Origin of the sequence: Microbispora sp. CA-135349, from assembly GCF_050947365.1 — a bacterium.
Lineage (GTDB): Bacteria > Actinomycetota > Actinomycetes > Streptosporangiales > Streptosporangiaceae > Microbispora.
In genome coordinates, this window is the sequence record NZ_CP192001.1 from 7649999 (window position 1) to 7663198 (window position 13200).

General features: G+C 69.7%; 13 protein-coding genes. 5 read left to right on the plus strand and 8 right to left on the minus strand.

What is annotated here, in order from left to right:
- Nucleotides 1-69: 69 nt before the first annotated feature.
- Complete coding sequence (locus tag ACQPZZ_RS35235; protein WP_432926235.1) at nucleotides 70-777, minus strand: lytic transglycosylase domain-containing protein; 708 nt, start codon at nucleotides 775-777, stop codon at nucleotides 70-72.
- A 252-nt stretch (nucleotides 778-1029) separates the two neighbouring features.
- On the opposite strand from ACQPZZ_RS35235, the gene ACQPZZ_RS35240 reads away from it, so the two are divergent.
- The 3 genes from ACQPZZ_RS35240 to ACQPZZ_RS35250 are packed head-to-tail and all read left to right on the plus strand — an operon-like array spanning nucleotide 1030 to nucleotide 3709.
- Complete coding sequence (locus tag ACQPZZ_RS35240) at nucleotides 1030-1704, plus strand: response regulator transcription factor (protein WP_363644718.1); 675 nt, start codon at nucleotides 1030-1032, stop codon at nucleotides 1702-1704.
- Nucleotides 1701-3146 carry a sensor histidine kinase gene (locus tag ACQPZZ_RS35245; protein WP_432926238.1) on the plus strand — a complete coding sequence of 482 codons (1446 nt, stop codon included), beginning with the start codon at nucleotides 1701-1703 and terminating at the stop codon, nucleotides 3144-3146. Before ACQPZZ_RS35240 ends, ACQPZZ_RS35245 begins: the two co-directional genes overlap by 4 nt.
- Entirely contained in the window at nucleotides 3143-3709 is a 567-nt protein-coding gene (locus ACQPZZ_RS35250; RefSeq protein ID WP_432926240.1) for a hypothetical protein, read from the plus strand. The genes ACQPZZ_RS35245 and ACQPZZ_RS35250 overlap by 4 nt, the downstream gene beginning before the upstream one ends.
- Nucleotides 3710-3712: 3 nt before the next feature.
- On the opposite strand, the gene ACQPZZ_RS35255 is transcribed toward ACQPZZ_RS35250, so the two are convergent.
- The 4 genes from ACQPZZ_RS35255 to ACQPZZ_RS35270 form a co-directional block, all read right to left on the minus strand.
- Entirely contained in the window at nucleotides 3713-5023 is a 1311-nt protein-coding gene (locus ACQPZZ_RS35255; protein WP_432926242.1) for a PhoH family protein, read from the minus strand.
- A gap of 249 nt (nucleotides 5024-5272) precedes the next feature.
- The gene (locus tag ACQPZZ_RS35260) at nucleotides 5273-6034 is read right to left on the minus strand and encodes an isoprenyl transferase (RefSeq protein WP_363644726.1); all 762 of its coding nucleotides are present in this window, start codon (nucleotides 6032-6034) and stop codon (nucleotides 5273-5275) included.
- 316 nt (nucleotides 6035-6350) lie between these two features.
- On the minus strand, nucleotides 6351-8147 hold the full coding sequence (locus ACQPZZ_RS35265) for a phosphoenolpyruvate carboxykinase (GTP) (protein WP_432926245.1): 1797 nt from the start codon (nucleotides 8145-8147) through the stop codon (nucleotides 6351-6353).
- Between the two features lie 282 nt (nucleotides 8148-8429).
- Nucleotides 8430-8948: a hypothetical protein gene (locus tag ACQPZZ_RS35270; RefSeq protein ID WP_432926247.1), complete on the minus strand. Its 519-nt coding sequence runs from the start codon at nucleotides 8946-8948 to the stop codon at nucleotides 8430-8432.
- A 134-nt stretch (nucleotides 8949-9082) separates the two neighbouring features.
- Here ACQPZZ_RS35270 and ACQPZZ_RS35275 point away from each other — a divergent pair, with 134 nt between their 5' ends.
- The gene (locus tag ACQPZZ_RS35275) at nucleotides 9083-9715 is read left to right on the plus strand and encodes a TetR family transcriptional regulator (RefSeq protein WP_363644730.1); all 633 of its coding nucleotides are present in this window, start codon (nucleotides 9083-9085) and stop codon (nucleotides 9713-9715) included.
- A gap of 19 nt (nucleotides 9716-9734) precedes the next feature.
- Here the strand turns inward: ACQPZZ_RS35275 and ACQPZZ_RS35280 are convergent, their stop codons facing one another.
- The 3 genes from ACQPZZ_RS35280 to ACQPZZ_RS35290 all read right to left on the minus strand — a co-directional run bounded on the left by ACQPZZ_RS35280 (nucleotide 9735) and on the right by ACQPZZ_RS35290 (nucleotide 12155).
- Entirely contained in the window at nucleotides 9735-10991 is a 1257-nt protein-coding gene (locus tag ACQPZZ_RS35280; protein WP_432926249.1) for a C40 family peptidase, read from the minus strand.
- Between the two features lie 162 nt (nucleotides 10992-11153).
- A complete protein-coding gene (gene greA, locus ACQPZZ_RS35285) occupies nucleotides 11154-11654 on the minus strand; it encodes a transcription elongation factor GreA (RefSeq protein ID WP_363644734.1) in 501 nt (166 codons plus the stop codon).
- Nucleotides 11655-11729: 75 nt separating this feature from the next.
- Entirely contained in the window at nucleotides 11730-12155 is a 426-nt protein-coding gene (locus tag ACQPZZ_RS35290; RefSeq protein WP_432926252.1) for a DUF4307 domain-containing protein, read from the minus strand.
- Nucleotides 12156-12309: 154 nt separating this feature from the next.
- Between ACQPZZ_RS35290 and mca the strand changes: the two genes are divergently transcribed.
- Entirely contained in the window at nucleotides 12310-13191 is an 882-nt protein-coding gene (gene mca / locus ACQPZZ_RS35295; protein WP_363644738.1) for a mycothiol conjugate amidase Mca, read from the plus strand.
- Nucleotides 13192-13200: the final 9 nt, after the last annotated feature.

A 13200-nucleotide genomic window follows, 5' to 3' on the forward strand; every position in this document is an offset into this window, starting at 1 on the left:
CCCGCCGTACGCGCGGGCTTGCCGAAAGGTCGAGAAACCCTGACCAGAGTTTCGCGGACCGGAGAGATCTCAGTACCAGCCGGTGGACTGGGAGTGCGCCCAGGCGCCGCAGGGGGTCTTGTAGCGGCCGGCGATGTAGCCGAGACCCCACTTGATCTGGGTGGCGGGGTTGGTCTGCCAGTCGGAGCCCGCGCTCGCCATCTTGCTGCCGGGCAGCGACTGGGGAATGCCGTAGGCGCCGCTGTAGCGGTTCATGGCCCGCTCGTTCCAGTGGCTTTCCTTGTCCCAGAGCTTCTCCAGGCAGCCCCACTCGCCGCCCCAGCCGCGCGCCTCGGCCATCTGCTTGCCGAGCGCCTTGTTGCTGCCGGGGTCGGGGCTGGAGCCGGGCGGGAAGTCGGCGGGGGTGAAACCGCCGCCGCCGGGGGCCTTCTCCACGATGTCGACCGGGTCGAGGACCCTCTTCCGGTCGCGGGCCTTCTCCAGCCTGGCCTTGCGCAGCGCCTGGACGGCGTTCTCCTTGAGGATGTCGGCCTCGGGGTCGGGCGCGTCCGGATCGAGGGCGAGGAAGCTGTCCGGCGCCAGCTCCTTCTTGGGCGCGCTGCTGTTCTCGATCGAGGTGCGGACCAGCCAGGTCCCCCCGCCCGCGACCACGGCCACGGTGACGGCGAGGACGGCGATGCGCTTGGGGCTCAGCCAGCCTGAACCGGACCGGCCGTCTCCTCCCCGCCGGGACCGGGAGGCGCGGGGGCGATCCTTCAACTGCTGACCAGAGCTCACGGCTTATGAGCTTGCCCTGTGTTGGGGGGTGCTCCGCAACCGAATCGTGGTACCTGTTTGGTGACGTCTTGACCCCACCGCCGATCACATGGACTTTCCCGTGCGATGTGATTTTCGTCACACTTGACGGTCCTGCGGACGGGCCGCGGCTCCCGCAACCAGCGTGCTCCCACTTCTTGACAACGGGATGCGCGCCAGGTCACAGGACTGTGACAAATAGGGGAATTGGGTGGTCCGCACCATAATGACCGGGTGGCAGGCATCCTCCTGGTCGAAGACGACCCCTCGGTCCGTGCCGGACTCGAGCTCGCGCTCACCCGGCAGGGCCACTCGGTGACCGCGTACGCCACGGGCGAGGAGGCCCTCGAACACGTGCGCTCCCGGCGTCCGGAGATCGCGATCCTCGACGTCATGCTGCCGGGCATCGACGGAGTGGAGGTGTGCCGCCGCATCCGCAGGCTCGACCCGCTGCCGATCATCCTGCTCACCGCCAGGGGCGACGACCTCGACGTGGTGGTGGGGCTGGAGGCCGGCGCGGACGACTACGTCGTCAAGCCGGTCGAGCCGCGGGTGCTCGACGCCCGAATCCGCGCCATCCTTCGCCGCCTGGAATCGGCCTCGCCCGACCGGCTCACCTTCGGCGACCTCGTGATCGACCGCGGCGCCCTCAAGGTGAGCCTCGCGGGCAAGGAGATCCACCTCACCCCGACCGAGCTGCGCCTGCTGCTCGAACTGGTCCGCCACCCCGGCCAGGTGCTCAACCGCCGCTACCTCCTGCGCGCCGTCTGGGACCACACGCACGTGGCCGACTCCCGGTTGGTCGACGCGTGCGTGCAGCGCATCCGCGCCAAGATCGAGCCGGTGCCCGCCGACCCCGTCTACATCCACACCGTCCGCGGCTTCGGGTACCGCTTCAGCCCGCCATGACCTGGGTGCCCACCGGGTTGCGGGCACGGCTGGTGATCACCTTCCTGCTGGTGGCGGTCACCGCGTCCGCCATGGTCGCGGGCCTGGGATACCAGATCATCCGCCGGGGGCTCCTGGAGCGCGCGGAGCGGGGGGCGATCGCCGACGTGCGCGAGACGCTGTCCAGGATCACGCTGCCGATCGGCGCGGGCGACGTCGTCTGGCCGAGCGACGCCACCATCACCGAGGAGGACCTCGGCGGCGTGGTGCAGGCGCTGGAGGCGCCGGAGCGGACCGTCATCGTGACCTACGGCGACCGCCGGCGCTCCAGCGCCGGGGCCAGGTTCACCATGACCGACGTGCCCGACCAGCTCCGCTGGCAGGCGGCCCGGCGGCTGGTCCACCAGACGGTGCTGCTCAGGGACCATCCGTGGCTGATCGTCGCCACGCAGATCCAGCGGGCCACCCGCGACGGCGTGCTGCGCCCGACGGGCCTGACGACCTACGTCTTCGTGCCGCTGTCGGGGGAGGACGCCGTGCTGTCCCGCCTCAAGGCCGCCCTCGCGCAGGCCGGGGGCATCACGCTCGTCCTGGCGCTGACCCTGGCCCTGCTGTCGGCCCGGAGGGTGCTGCTGCCCGTACGGCGGCTCGGCGCGGCCGCCCGCGCCCTCGGCGCCGGCGAGCTGCAGGTCCGCCTCCCCGTACGGGGCAGGGACGAGCTGGCGGAGCTGACCGCGACCTTCAACGAGACGGCGGCCGCGCTGGAGGGCACGGTCTCCGAACTGCGGACCCTGGAGTCGATGTCGCGGAGGTTCGTCGCGGACGTCTCCCACGAGCTGCGCACGCCGCTGACCGCGATGACCGCGGTGACGGACATGCTGTCGGAGGACGCCGACGACCTGCCGTCCGACGCCGGGGAGGCCGTGCGGATCGTCGTCCGCGAGATCAACAGGCTGCGGGTGCTGGTCGAGCACCTCATCGAGATCAGCAGGTTCGACGCGGGAGCCGCCACGCTCCGCCGGGAGACCGTCGACGTGGGCGACGCGCTGGCCGACTGCCTGGAGGTGCGGGGCTGGGCCGACCGGGTGAAGCTCACCGTGCCCGTCGGGCTCACGTTCTCCCTGGACGTCCGGAGGTTCGACGTGATCGTGGCCAACCTCGTGGGCAACGCGCTCAACCACGGCGCGCCTCCCGTCGTGGTGGGCGCGCGGGTGGCCGTCGGCGGCGAGAGGCACGGAGGGCTCGAGGTGACGGTCCGCGACCACGGCGGCGGCATCCCCGACGACGTCCTCCCCCACGTCTTCGACCGCTTCTACAAGGTGGGCACCGACCGCGCCAGGAGCGCGGGCAGCGGCCTCGGCCTGGCCATCGCCAAGGCCAACGCCGAACTGCACGGCGGCTCGATCACGGCCGAGCGGCGCGAGCCCGGCACCCTCTTCTGCGTGTGGATCCCGAAACCGTGAGCAGGGAACGGATCAAGCGCGCGGTCGCGGCCCTGCTCGCGGTGCTGCTCGCGGGGCTGCTCACGACGACGGCCTGCGGGGTCACGCCGACCGGGGTGGTCGACGCCGGCCCCGCGCCGGTCATCAGCGGCACCCCCACCCTCGTCACGATCTATCTGCTGCGGAACGGCCGGCTGCAGCCCACCCGGGTCGCGGCGCGCTCGCCGCACGTCAACGACGCGCTGGACGCCCTGTTCGCGGCCAGCGGGCGGTCGTCGAACCGGCTGTCCACCGCGCTGACCGGGCTCACGCTGGCCCAGGTGCAACTCGTCAGATACACCCCGGACGCGGGCAGCCGCAACGACCCCGACAACACCCTCAGCCTGCGCGTACGGCTGTTCGTGAGCGGTTGGAAGATCACCAGGACCGCGATGGCCCAGATCACCTGTACGGCGCGGCTGCGCCCGGAGATCTGGGCCGTGGAGATCGCTCACGCGACTCCCGACAGGAACGGCCCCCTGAAGGTCCACACCTGCCGGGAGTTCTGGGATCTGGCCCCCAAGGACGGCCATCTCCCTCCGTAACCGTCAGAGCGTGATGTTCTCCAGCATCTCGGTCACCAGGGCGGCGATCGGCGACCGCTCGGACCTGGTCAGCGTGATGTGGGCGAACAGCGGGTGGCCCTTGAGCTTCTCCACCACGGCGACGACGCCGTCGTGCCGGCCCACCCGCAGGTTGTCGCGCTGGGCGATGTCGTGGGTGAGCACCACCCGCGAGTTGGCCCCGATGCGCGACAGCACCGTCAGCAGCACGCCGCGCTCCAGCGACTGCGCCTCGTCCACGATCACGAACGCGTCGTGCAGGGACCGGCCGCGGATGTGGGTCAGCGGCAGGACCTCCAGCATGCCCCGGTCGATGACCTCCTCGATGACCTCGGGGGAGGTCACCGCGCCGAGCGTGTCGTAGACCGCCTGGGCCCACGGGCCCATCTTGTCGTTCTCGGTGCCGGGCAGATAACCGAGCTCCTGGCCGCCCACGGCGTACAACGGACGGAAAACGATGATCTTGCGGTGCTGGCGGCGCTCCAGCACCGCCTCCAGCCCCGCGCACAGCGCGAGCGCGGACTTGCCGGTGCCCGCGCGGCCGCCCATGGAGACGATGCCGACGTCGGGGTCCATCAGCAGGTCGAGCGCGATGCGCTGCTCGGCGGAACGGCCGTGCAGCCCGAAGACCTCCCGATCGCCCCTGACCAGCCGCACCGACTTGTCCGGCAGGACGCGGCCGAGCGCCGAGCCGCGGCTGGACAACAGCCGCAGGCCCGTGTGACACGGCAGGTCGCGTGCCTCGTCGATGTCGGCCGTGCCGGACTCGAAGAGCGCGTCCATCTCCTCCGTGGTGACCTGGAGCTCCGCCATCCCGGTCCAGCCGGACTCGACCACCATGCCGGCGCGGTACTCCTCCGCGCTGAGGCCGATGGACGCCGCCTTGACCCGCATCGGAAGGTCCTTCGACACCAGCACCACGTCCTTGCCCTCCGCCGCCAGGTTCTGCGCGACGGTGAGGATGCGGGTGTCGTTGTCGCCCAGCCGGAAGCCGGCCGGGAGGCAGGACGGATCACTATGGTTCAGCTCGACCCGGATGGTCCCGTCGCCGATCGGCATGGGCTCATCCAGCCGTCCGTACCGCACTCTGAGGTCATCGAGGAAGCGCAGGGCCTCCCGGGCGAAGTAGCCGAGCTCGGGGTGGTGGCGCTTGGCCTCCAGTTCCGTGATGACGACGATCGGGACGACGACCTCGTGCTCGGCGAAGCGGCTCAGCGCCGCCGGGTCGGCGAGCAGGACGGACGTGTCCAGAACGTAGGTGCGGGATGTGGACGGGTTGCTCGAGGACACTGCCACGCGTTCTCCCCCGGGCGCCTGAGGTGGGCGCCCTGCCTTGACTGGTGGTGAACGGACCGGGCCCGTGACCTCCTGCGAAGGCCGACCGGGGCTCCGGCCCTCCTCGCATGGTGGTCGCGCAAGGACGGGCCCTCTCCCGAGGTGGTGGCCGCCGATCTCCTCGACGGCCGCTCAGCTACCACGTTACGTAACGAATCTCCCCAGCCCAATAGGTTTACGCTGGCTAAAAGATGCTGGTCACGTACCGTCTCAGGAGCCGTACCGACGGTGTCGTGCGGCGTACGAGCGGAGCGCCCGCAGGAAGTCGACTCTGCGGAAGTCGGGCCAGTAGGCCTCGCAGAAGTAGAACTCGGAGTGGGCGCTCTGCCAGAGCAGGAATCCGGAGAGTCGCTGCTCTCCCGAGGTCCGGATGACGAGATCCGGATCGGGCAGGCCGCGCGTGTAGAGATGCTCCGCGATGTGCTCGACGTCGAGGACCTCGACGAGGTCCTCGATGCTCGCGCCCTTGCTTGCATGCTCCTGGAGGAGGGAGCGCACCGCATCAGCGATCTCACGCCTTCCTCCATACCCAACGGCAACGTTCACAATCAGGCCCGGACGATGCGATGTGGTTTCTTTTGCGTGTTTGAGGACACGTGCCGTGTGATCGGGCAGAAGGTCGAGCGAGCCCATGGGGTTCATGTGCCATCCCTGGTCCACGAGATCCTGCACGAGGTTCTCGATCACCTGGAGCAGCGGCTCGAGCTCGGCCTTGTCCCTGGCGAGGTTGTCGGTGGAAAGCAGCCACAGCGTGACGTACTCGACCCCGGCCTCGCGGCACCACACCAGCAGCTCGGAGATCTTGTCGGCGCCCTTCTGGTGGCCCCGGCTGACGTCGCGCAGCCCCATGGCCCGCGCCCACCTGCGGTTGCCGTCCACAATGACGCCGACGTGGCGGGGAATCTGGTCGGCGGACAGCTTCCGTTCGAGCCTGCGCTCATACAGCTTGTACACGAGATCGCGCATGCTCATGCCTCCTCCCCGTGCGAGGAGTCCGGCCGGGCCGGGCACGCGCGGGTCGGCACTTCGCGCGACGCGCCGTGTTCGTCGAATCGCTCGCTGCGCTCGCTCATGCGACCCTCTTCCTCGCTGCGGTGGGGCTCGATCATCAATTATCGCGGGCGCAGCGGCATGCCCTGCCCTTCTTCCGGTTTCCCCGGGGGCCGGTCCGGGACACGGTGCGGGGCACGGCCGGGCACGCCCCCGCGCGGGCGTGCGAGCCGCACCGGCGACGGCCCGCGCCCCGTGGTTTCGTCCACGGGGAGCGGGCGCGGGCCGTACGCGTGGGTCAGCCGAGCCGCCGGACGAGGGCGCGGTACTCGTCCCACAGCTCCTCCGGCATGTGGTCGCCGAAGGTCTCGAAGTGGGGCGGGATCAGCGCCGCCTCCTCACGCCACACCTCGGGGTCGACGCTGAGCAGCAGCTCCAGGTCCTCGGGCGTGATGTCGAGGCCCTCGGTGTCGAGCGTGGCCGGCAGGTTCCCGATCGCCGTCGGCACGGCGTCGGCCACTCCGTTCAGCCGGTCGACGATCCACTTGAGCACCCTGCTGTTCTCGCCGAAGCCCGGCCACACGAAGCGGCCGTTCTCGTCCTTGCGGAACCAGTTCACGTAGTAGATCTTCGGCAGCTTCTCCGGGTCGGTCATCGTGCCGATCTCGATCCAGTGCGCGAAGTAGTCGCCCATGTTGTAGCCGCAGAACGGCAGCATCGCGAACGGGTCGCGGCGCAGCTCGCCGACCTTGCCCTCGGCGGCCGCGGTCTTCTCCGAGGCCACGTTGGCGCCCAGGAAGACGCCGTGCTGCCAGCTCAGCGACTCGGTCACCAGCGGTACGGCGGTCGCCCTGCGCCCGCCGAACAGGATGGCCGAGATCGGCACCCCGGCCGGGTCCTGCCATTCGGGGGCGATCGTCGGGCACTGCTCGGCCGGAGTGGTGAACCGGGCGTTCGGATGGGCGGCGGGCTCGCCGGACTCCGGCGTCCAGTCGCGGCCCTTCCAGTCGGTGAGGTGCGCGGGCGGCTCGTCGGTGAGGCCCTCCCACCACACGTCCCCGTCGTCGGTCAGCGCGACGTTGGTGAAGATGCTGTTGCCCCACAGCGTCTCGATCGCGTTGGCGTTCGTGGTCTGGCCGGTCCCGGGCGCCACCCCGAAGAAGCCGGCCTCCGGGTTGATCGCGTACAGCCGGCCGTCCGGGCCGAAGCGCATCCAGGCGATGTCGTCGCCGATCGTCTCGACCTTCCAGCCCGGGATCGTGGGCAGGAGCATGGCGAGGTTGGTCTTGCCGCACGCCGACGGGAAGGCCGCGGCGATGTAGCGCACCTCGCCCTGCGGCGGCGTGAGCTTGAGGATCAGCATGTGCTCGGCCAGCCAGCCCTCGTCGCGGGCCATCGCGCCGGCGATCCTCAGCGCGTAGCACTTCTTGCCCAGCAGCGCGTTGCCGCCGTAGCCCGAGCCGTACGACCAGATCTCGCGGGTCTCGGGGAAGTGGCTGATGTACTTGGTCCGGTTGCACGGCCACGGCACGTCGGCCTGGCCGGGCTCCAGCGGCGCCCCCACCGAATGCACCGCTTTGACGAAGTCGTTGCGCTCCTCGATCAGGCGCAGGGCCTGATCGCCCATCCTGGTCATTATCCGCATGGAGACCACGACGTACGGCGAGTCGGTGATCTCGACGCCGAGCTGCGAGATGTTCCCGCCCAGGGGGCCCATGCAGAACGGCACGACGTACATCGTCCGGCCGCGCATGCAGCCCTTGAACAAGGTGGCGAACGTCCGGCGCATCTCGTCGGGCGCGATCCAGTTGTTGGTGGGCCCGGCGTCCTCCTCGCGCTCGGAGCAGATGAACGTGCGGTCCTCCACGCGGGCGACGTCGCTCGGGTCCGAGGCCGCGTAGAAGCTGTTGGGACGCTTGACGAGCCGCTTGAAAGTGCCCTGCTCGACCAGAAGGTTCGTCAGGCGCGTCCATTCGGCCTCGGAGCCGTCGCACCATTCGATCCGGTCCGGCTGGGTCAGCTCCGCGATCCGGCTCACCCAGTCCGCCAGATCGCTGTGAGTGGTGGGCGTCGGTACCTCTACTGAAATGGACACGGGGGCGGCTCCTTAATCTCTCAGGGCCAGAGCATCATCGGCGGAGAATGGCCTCCGAATCCAATTGGAGTAGACCACCGAGTTTCCACTCCGCTAAATCGGCGCCATTCTCAACATCACGACCCCCGACGGCGTCAGCGCAGGCAGCGGCCGTGATGTCGTGGGACCTTACCCACTCCGGCCCTGTTGGAAAAAACGTCCTTATCCCCCCTTACCCATCTCGCCCGCGTTACACATTGGTTTAGGCCAGTTCGAATGGTCCAGACCATTCCGGGAATTGGTTCAGTCCAATCCGCCGGGCCCTTCCGCCCTGACCCGGTCCACGTGCTGGAGGGCATCGCGCAGGTCAGCGAGCCAACTGTCGGTGTGTTTGCCGACGAGCCGGACGCACCAGGCCAGCGCGTCGCTGCGGCTGCGCGCGACACCCGCGGCGACCAGGGTGTCGAGGACCTGTCGTTCCGGCTGGCGCAACCGGGTCATGACCGGAACGGAAAGAGTGGTGAACATCACGGCCTCGCCGCCCACGACGACGCCCCAGGAGACCTTGCGGCGGAAGCGGTGCTCGGCCTCCCTGGCGATGTCGATCCTGCGCTCGCGGGTCTCCTCGCGGAACCGCTCGACGTACCCCTCGATCGCCGCCGCGCGCTCCAGCTCGGGGAGCCCTTCGGCCACCGAAAGCGACGGCAGCGTGCCGAGCACGGTGATCTCTTCGCGGTCCACGACGACCTTGGGGGTCTCGGCGAACCAGTTCTCCGGCAGCCGCCCGGCGAACCAGGCACTCAACTGTTCGTCTGCATTCATGTAATCAACATTACAACGCACGGCGCGTTGGTGGTCGCGACGTACGCGGGCGCACGCGGGCCGTGATCAGGGCGCCGATGCTGCCTTCCTACCGGGGAGTACGGCCAGGGGCGGAAAGGCGGCAGAATCGGGGCATGAGCTCACCACAGCGCGCTGACCGGACCTCGTACCCCTCCGACCGCGCTGTCACGAGCCTGCGCGAGCGCAAGAAGGCCAAGACCCGCAGGACCATCCAGGAGGAGGCCATGCGGTTGTTCGCCGAGCAGGGGTACGACGCCACGACGGTCGAGCAGATCGCGGAGGCGGCCGAGGTCTCCCCCAGCACGTTCTTCCGCTACTTCCCCACGAAAGAGGACGTGGTCACCCAGGACGACTACGACCCGATCCTCCTGGAGGCGATCAAGGCCCAGCCGGCGGATCTGCCCCCGCTGACCGCGCTGCGCGCCGCGTTCCGCTCCGCTCTCGAGTCGATGGGGGCCGAGGAGCTCGACCGGATGCTGGCGAGGACCAAGCTGTCCGCCTCCGTGCCCGCCCTGCGGGCGCGGACCGTGGAGGGGCTGTACGCCACGATCGACGTGCTCGCGGGCGCGGTGGCCGAGCGGGCGGGCCGCGACCCCCGCAGTCCCGCCGTACGGACGCTCGTCGGCGCGGTGATGGGGATCATGCTCCCGGCACTGTTCACCTGGGTGGAGCAGGACGGCAGGACGCCGCTGCCCGTACTGCTCGACGAGGCCCTCGGCTACCTGGAGGCCGGGCTGCCGATCTGACGGCGTCCGGCCGCCCGGGTCAGCGGACGCGGGCGGAGATCTGCGGACTGACCCGGACGACCCCGGCGAGGTTCTTGGTGTAGACGTTCGCGATCTTCACGACGTCGCCGGTGTGCGGGGCGTGCAGCATCTTCCCGTTGCCCCAGTAGATGGCGACGTGCGAGATGTATCCGGGGTTGGTCGGATCGTTGCGCCAGAACAGCAGGTCGCCCGGCTGCGCCTGGGACAGCGGCACCTGCGGACCGGTGACCCACTGCTGGTACGTCACGCGCGGCATGCGCACGCCCGCCTGCGCGTACGCCCACTGCACGAGCCCGGAGCAGTCGAAGCTGTCCGGCCCCTCGGCGCCCCACACGTACGGCCGGCCGAGCTTGCCGACGGCCGCCGTGAGCGCGACCTTGAGCTGCTCCGCGGACATGAACGCGGTCTGCGGCCACACCGTGCGCCCCTTGGGCGTCACCACCACCGGGTTGATCGTGGCGACCTGGCTGCCCTTGGGCAGGATCTTCAGCAGCCTGAGGCGGAGCTTGCGGGAGTCGACCTTCGGGGCGCTCACGACCAGGGCGTTGCCCTCCGGGATGCCGAGCGCCGCCGCCGTCCCCTTCGAGACGATCGCCGCGATCGAGCCCATGCCCACGGTGGCGTACGCGCCGATGCGCAGCTGCCTGCCACCGCTCTTGACCTGCGAACCGAGCTGGACGCCGCCGTCGTGGCCGAGCTCGAACGACACCGCCATGTCGCCGGCGGCGATGTTGTGCCACAACCCGTCCGAGGAGGCGGTCACCTTCGGCGTGTACGAACGGAAGGTGGACGGGTCGACACCCATCGTCGGCACCCGTTTGCCGTCCACGACCACATCGGCCGCGCCGGTCACCTCCGCCGCCGTCACGCCCTTCTCCCGGCGCACCTTCTCCACCACCTCCGGCGGGAGGGGGCGGCTGGCCACCACGAACAGGTGCGGGCGGATCAGCCGCTCCAGCGGGGCCACCGGCTGCTGCGTCACGGTCTGGGCGGCCGGGGCCTGGCGCCCCGGCGTCGGGGACGGGCCGTCGCGGAACTGCCGTGCCGCCGCCACGTAGCCGTTGCCCACGCGCCGCTCGGACAGGGCCGTGACCGCGCCCGAAGTGGCGGATTGCGACCTGATCTCGCCGAGCACGAACACGTCGATCGTCAGCACGGCGACGAGCGCCGCGGCGATGAGGGGAACGGTTCTGCGCAGGCGCCCCGGACGGGGCAGGCGGGGCCGGTAGGCGAGATCCTGGCGAGCCTCGGACACGGCTCTCGCGAGCCTTCCGCCGGAACCGGTGGATGGCCGCGCTCGGCGTTCGAGCACGATCTCACCCCTCCCGCGGCGATGTGGTCCGGTCCACGACGAGACTGCCGCACAGCCGGGAATACCGCAAACGACTGCGGAGTTCCCGGCCGGGGCGAAAAGGGACTAGTTGCCGACGTACGGGACGGCTTCGAGGATCTCGACGGCGTTCTGCCTGCCGTTCGGCAGGGTGTACGTCGCCTTCTCCCCGACCTTCTTGCCGTTGATCGCGGACCCGAGGGGAGACTTCGGCGAGTAGACGTCGATGGGCGCGCCGCTCTCCTCGCGGGAGGCCAGCAGGAAGGTGACCTCCTCGTCGTCGCCGTCGAAGCGGACCGTCACGGTCATGCCGGGACCCACGACGCCCTCGGCGCGGGGAGCCTCGCCGACCCTGGCGTTGTCCAGGATCTGCCGGAGGTGGAAGATGCGGGCCTCCATCTTGCCCTGCTCGTCCTTGGCGGCGTGGTAGCCGCCGTTCTCCCTGAGGTCACCCTCTTCCCGGGCGGCTTCGATTTTCTTGGCGATGTCCGTGCGACCCGGGCCCGAAAGGTACTCGTACTCCTCCTTGAGGCGGTCGTACGCCTCTTGCGTCAGCCAGGTGACGTTGTCGTTCTGGGAGACGGCCACGGGCTCTCCTTGTTTCCGTAAGTGACTCGGAAGGCTGTCAAGATAACGCCTTCGAACGCTTCCCCAAAGATTCCACTATACGAGATCGCAGTAGTCGACATGCACCGCTGTGGCCTGGGCGCTCGTCCTCAGCCGTTCGGTGAACTCCAGATCCGACCGCCCCCTGGGAATGTCGACCTCGCGGCTGCCGACCTCGAGGTGCTTGGTGTCGAGCGCCTGGATCCGGCACATCGCCGCCCGGTCGGCGGGCTTGTGCACGGTGAAGGTGATCTGGGCGGAGTCCGCGGCGCTCGCGTCGAAGGTGATCACGTCCGCGCTCACGGACGGATTGCCGTTGGCCCGGAGCATGACGTAGCCCCATCCACCCGCGATGACCGCCACGATCAGCGCCATCACGATGTACGGCACCAGCCTGGCGGGCCGTGCGGGGCGGGGCGCGAAGTCGTCCGGCGTGCCGAGCACCGGGCGTGTCCCCCGGCCGCCGGCCTCATCGGTGGGCATCGCGGAATCTCCCTGAGGATTGTCGGTGTTGTGCGAGACGATCGTTCCGCACAGATTCGACCGTGGCCGCGACGCGGGCCATACCGGGTTCGGAACACACGGTCACTAAGAAGCTAACCTCTTTTCGTAGCCAGAGGACACCGTGAGGAGAGCCGTGAGTGCACCGTTGAGGCTGATGGCCGTGCACGCGCACCCAGACGACGAGTCGAGCAAGGGTGCCGCCACGATGGCCCGCTACGTGGCGGAGGGCGCGGAGGTGCTCGTCGTCACATGTACGGGCGGTGAACGCGGCTCGATCCTCAACCCGAAGATGGACCGGCCCGACATCCTGGAGAACATCGGGGAGGTGCGGCGCCAGGAGATGGAGAAGGCGCGCGAGATCCTCGGCGTCCAGCAGCGGTTCCTCGGCTTCGTCGACTCCGGGCTGCCGGAGGACGAGAACGAGCCGCTGCCCGAGGGCTGCTTCGCGCTGCAGCCGCTCGAGGTGGCCTCGGCGCCGCTCGTCGCCGCCGTCCGGGAGTTCCGTCCGCACGTGATCCTCACGTACGACGACAACGGCGGCTATCCGCACCCGGACCACATCATGACCAACCGGGTGTCGATCGAGGCGTTCGAGGCGGCGGGCGACCCCGACCGCTACCCCGGGACGGGCGAGCCGTGGCAGCCGTTGAAGCTCTACTACCACATGGGTTTCACGCGGGAGCGGTTCGAGGCGCTGCACAACGTGATGACCGAGCGCGGCATGGGCTCGCCGTACGCCGACTGGATCGCGCGGTGGGAGGACCGGCCGCAGAAGTGGGAGGTCACCACCAAGGTCCCGTGCGCGGACTACTTCGAGGTCCGCGACCTCGCCCTGCTCGCGCACGCCACCCAGGTGGACCCCGACGGGTTCTGGTTCGTCTGCCCGCGTGAGCTCCAGGAGGAGATCTGGCCGACCGAGGACTACCATCTCGCGCGGTCGCTCGTGGACACCACGCTGCCGGAGGACGACCTGTTCGCGGGGATCCACGCCGAGGTCACCCCTGCCTGCTCGTAAGCTGGGGGC

Bases quoted from the DNA above. Each gene is read 5' to 3' on its own strand.
- ACQPZZ_RS35245 (WP_432926238.1), top strand. From the start codon at position 1,701: ATGACCTGGGTGCCCACCGGGTTGCGGGCACGGCTGGTGATCACCTTC.
- ACQPZZ_RS35290 (WP_432926252.1), bottom strand. From the start codon at position 12,155: ATGCCCACCGATGAGGCCGGCGGCCGGGGGACACGCCCGGTGCTCGGC.
- ACQPZZ_RS35275 (WP_363644730.1), top strand. From the start codon at position 9,083: ATGAGCTCACCACAGCGCGCTGACCGGACCTCGTACCCCTCCGACCGC.
- ACQPZZ_RS35260 (WP_363644726.1), bottom strand. From the start codon at position 6,034: ATGAGCATGCGCGATCTCGTGTACAAGCTGTATGAGCGCAGGCTCGAA.
- ACQPZZ_RS35270 (WP_432926247.1), bottom strand. From the start codon at position 8,948: ATGAATGCAGACGAACAGTTGAGTGCCTGGTTCGCCGGGCGGCTGCCG.